Raw genomic sequence first — 3,495 nt, 5'->3', positions numbered from 1 at the left:
TTTTTCTTCTCACACAAGTTTTTCCGTAAAAGCGATTTTATCCGTCAGCACACCATCGCCCAAAAAGATTTTGAACGAACGTGTGCCGACTGCCGCATAAGCGGAGAAAAGGGCTTTGCCTCATGCCTAAACAATAGTTTAGACTGATGAGACAAGGCCCCTTTCTTTTGTGCTTATGCCAAAGAGGTGCTTTTACGGGGTTTTGACGATTTTTCTTTTTTCGTTGTCCTTTTGAGCCGGAAGCGGAAAGCCGTGTATGACCGCACATTCCATAAATGGAACAAGCCGTCACTCACGGCAGACAAACCGGGAAGAATGATTTTATCCATCCGACCAAACACGTTTGGCCAAACAGATAAAAACATACTTCCTTGCCGATGGTTTGCTCGGTTTCACGCTACCGGCTATGTTCTTTTCTGTTGGGGATGTCTTTTTCACGGATTTCTCTTTTGAAGTTTTCCTGTCTAATCTGCCTCCACTTCCGTTTACCTCCATTTTCGCGCCTTTCAGTGAGCCGCATCAGGCAGTCATTTTCGTGCTGGGTGCAAAGGTAACTCCGGGATTGTACGGGAAAGCAAGGTCAAGCCTCCTGTTTTCTGGAAAAATCTCCAGCCTTTCGGGTAGTATTTTTCCGAAAAACCTTGCATTCCCTAATCCCTACCTTTTTAAGCACCCGAAACGAAAACGACCGATGCGACAGAAAGACGCATTAAAAAAAATGTCGGATAAACGAGAAGCAGATAAGATAGTTTGAAACTCAACTCCCTCAGCTCTTGAATCCGCATTAAAAAACAAAAAATCAAAAACAAAACGGATATGAGAACGGCAATAGCAACAAAATTCGTGGCATGGGAAGTACCAAGTTTGGAGAACCTGCAAGGCAGCAAGGTGTACGGACTTCGCACCAAACTGAACAATGGTGAGAAATTGAGCCGAGAGGAAAAGGATTGGCTTACACGCAACGTGAACAGCAACACCTATTTCAAGAGCGCAGTACCCTTGCAAGGTTGGATGTTTGACTTTTCCGACATTCTCCGAACCTACATTGTAAAGCAGTATGGACATTGGGCGGAATACAAGGCTACCGACAAGACCGCACTCCGCAGTTTCCTATACGGCAGGATAGACAGCATCGTGGAACTTAACAAATGATACGGCTATGACAGCAACGGTAAATTTCAGACAAATGGCGCAATACATAGGGCTTGCGATATGCACCCTAATCATGCGCACCGCCTTTTGGGTGTCCGGCATCCTTTGGTACATCGTCAGAGAGATAATAAACGGAGTGTTCCGAGTGGCAATAGGGGTAATCGTGGCTATTCTTTCCGTTATCCTGTTCTTCGGCTTCATTCTTTGGTTATTCACCCTTTAATCCCTACCGACATGGCAAAGAGAAGAAGCAAGACAGTGGAGCAACAATGCAGATACTACGAGGTGGGCAACATCTTCGAGTACATGGTGGAAACATACCTCAACGGCAATATGTCCGTGTTCCGTGGACTCTACCACGAACTGAACAAGGACGCACGGAAGGACTTTATAGACTTCCTATTGAGCGAGGTTGAGCCGATTTATTGGAGGGAGATTTTGAAACATACTATTTGACAACTCATAAAAACGACAGCGATATGAAAGGAACAGACCATTTCAAGAGAACGATACAGATGTATTTGGAACAACGTGCGGAGGAAGACACGCTCTTTGCGAAGAACTACCGCAATCCAGCCAAGAACATTGACGATTGCGTAACCTACATTCTGAACTATGTGCAGAAAAGCGGTTGTAACGGCTTCACGGACGGAGAGATATACGGACAAGCAGTACACTACTATGACGAGAACGAGATTGAGGTGGGCAAGCCTATCCAATGCCAAGTGGCGGTGAACCACATTGTGGAACTCACGGCAGAGGAAAAAGCAGAAGCACGTCAGCAGGCAGTCCGCAGATACCAAGACGAGGAACTCCGCAAGTTGCAGAACCGCACCAAGCCGACAAAGGCGAAAACAGAAACCCAAGTTCAACCCTCATTATTTGATTTTGGCTTATGAAACCGAGAAACAAATTTGAAAAAGCAGTTCTTGCCCAAAGCAAGAAACTACGCCCGATAACCCCGATACAGATAAATTGGGCATTCCGTAATTGCGTGGAGCATTATGCACACCGCTTGCCGAAAGGTCGTACCACTTGTATGGATTGCGGTCATAGTTGGGTAATGACGGAGCAGACCGAGCATTGTACGTGTCCCGAATGTGGAGCAAGTTTGAAAGTCTGCCTCACCTATCAGCGCAAGGTAAGACAAAAGCAGTATTTCACAACCCTTACCACAAGCGGAGAATACCAAGTGCTACGAATGTTCTTGCTTGTCGTGGGTATGGAGAAAGGGGTTAATGCCAAGTCCTATGCCCTTGAAATCGGGCAGTATTGGTGGAATGAACAAGGGCGTAAGGCTGTTGTTGCCATTCCACGCACATTGGGATGCTACATCGACACGTTCTCATTCGCTTCTCCTTTTGCTATCCGCAATGACAATGAAGCGTACCGCCATATCTCATATTCCCCGATATATCCAAGATATAAGGTGTTGCCGACGCTCCGCAGAAACGGCTTTAACGGCAATTTCCACGACATTGTACCCACCAAACTAATACCGGCATTATTGTCGGACAGCCGTGCGGAAACGCTGTTGAAGGCAGGGCAATATCCCATGTTGCGCTACTATCTGTACCACTCTTTCAATATTGGAGAGTATTGGGCTTCAATCAAGATATGTATCCGCAACGGCTATACTATTGAGGACGGCTCAATGTGGCGTGACACCATAGACCTCCTGCGTCATTTCGGCAAGGACACAAACAGCCCGAAATACGTTTGCCCTGCCGACCTCAAAGTTGAACACGACAAGTTGGTGGCAAAGCGCAACCTGCAAAGGAAACATGAGCGGACTGAACAGCAACGCAGGAAAGCGATTGAGGACGAGAAACAATATCTGAAAGCTAAGGGCATATTCTTCGGACTTGCCTTTACCGACAGCCTTATTTGCGTCAAAGTCATAGAGAGCGTGGAAGAAATGGCAGAGGAAGGAAGGACGATGCACCATTGTGTGGGCGGTTACCACAAACGAAAAGACTCCCTTATCCTATCCGCCACCATTGACGGAAAACGAATTGAAACGATAGAGGTGTCACTAAAAACTTTTGAGGTGGTGCAGTGTCGTGGCGTATGCAACGAGAACTCCGAATACCACGACCGCATCATCGCCCTTGTGAACAAGAACGCCAACCTTATCCGCCAGCGGATGAAAGCGGCATAATATCGACATCTAACAACTAACATTATGGAAGTAAGATTTGAAAGCATGGTTTTCCTATGGGATGATAAAATCCCCACGATGTTCCTTGAATTTATGAACCTCCTCACTCTTTGTCAGAGTGAGGAGCAATTAAGGGCGAGCGTCAAGGACTTTGCCGAGAAACACGAACTTGACAAGTTCTT

General features: G+C 46.4%; 6 protein-coding genes. All 6 read left to right on the top strand.

Annotated features, from left to right (window positions below; translation table 11 throughout):
- Positions 1-343 precede the first annotated feature (343 nt).
- The 6 genes from JZY04_RS20815 to JZY04_RS20790 all read left to right on the top strand — a co-directional run bounded on the left by JZY04_RS20815 (position 344) and on the right by JZY04_RS20790 (position 3,313).
- Positions 344-754, top strand: coding sequence for a hypothetical protein (locus JZY04_RS20815; RefSeq protein WP_032588465.1), 411 nt, complete (start codon positions 344-346; stop codon positions 752-754).
- 62 nt (positions 755-816) lie between these two features.
- The gene (locus JZY04_RS20810; protein WP_004310306.1) at positions 817-1,152 is read left to right on the top strand and encodes a hypothetical protein; all 336 of its coding nucleotides are present in this window, start codon (positions 817-819) and stop codon (positions 1,150-1,152) included.
- 7 nt (positions 1,153-1,159) lie between these two features.
- The gene (locus JZY04_RS20805; protein ID WP_005643957.1) at positions 1,160-1,375 is read left to right on the top strand and encodes a hypothetical protein; all 216 of its coding nucleotides are present in this window, start codon (positions 1,160-1,162) and stop codon (positions 1,373-1,375) included.
- An 11-nt stretch (positions 1,376-1,386) separates the two neighbouring features.
- Complete coding sequence (locus JZY04_RS20800; protein ID WP_008019901.1) at positions 1,387-1,608, top strand: hypothetical protein; 222 nt, start codon at positions 1,387-1,389, stop codon at positions 1,606-1,608.
- A 23-nt stretch (positions 1,609-1,631) separates the two neighbouring features.
- On the top strand, positions 1,632-2,051 hold the full coding sequence (locus JZY04_RS20795; RefSeq protein WP_004310304.1) for a PcfK-like family protein: 420 nt from the start codon (positions 1,632-1,634) through the stop codon (positions 2,049-2,051).
- The gene (locus tag JZY04_RS20790; protein ID WP_004310303.1) at positions 2,048-3,313 is read left to right on the top strand and encodes a PcfJ domain-containing protein; all 1,266 of its coding nucleotides are present in this window, start codon (positions 2,048-2,050) and stop codon (positions 3,311-3,313) included. The genes JZY04_RS20795 and JZY04_RS20790 overlap by 4 nt, the downstream gene beginning before the upstream one ends.
- Positions 3,314-3,495: the final 182 nt, after the last annotated feature.

It is taken from the genome of Bacteroides sp. 11BF, from assembly GCF_019633765.1.
GTDB lineage: Bacteria > Bacteroidota > Bacteroidia > Bacteroidales > Bacteroidaceae > Bacteroides > Bacteroides hominis.
This window is presented reverse-complemented; position numbering and strand designations above follow the sequence as displayed.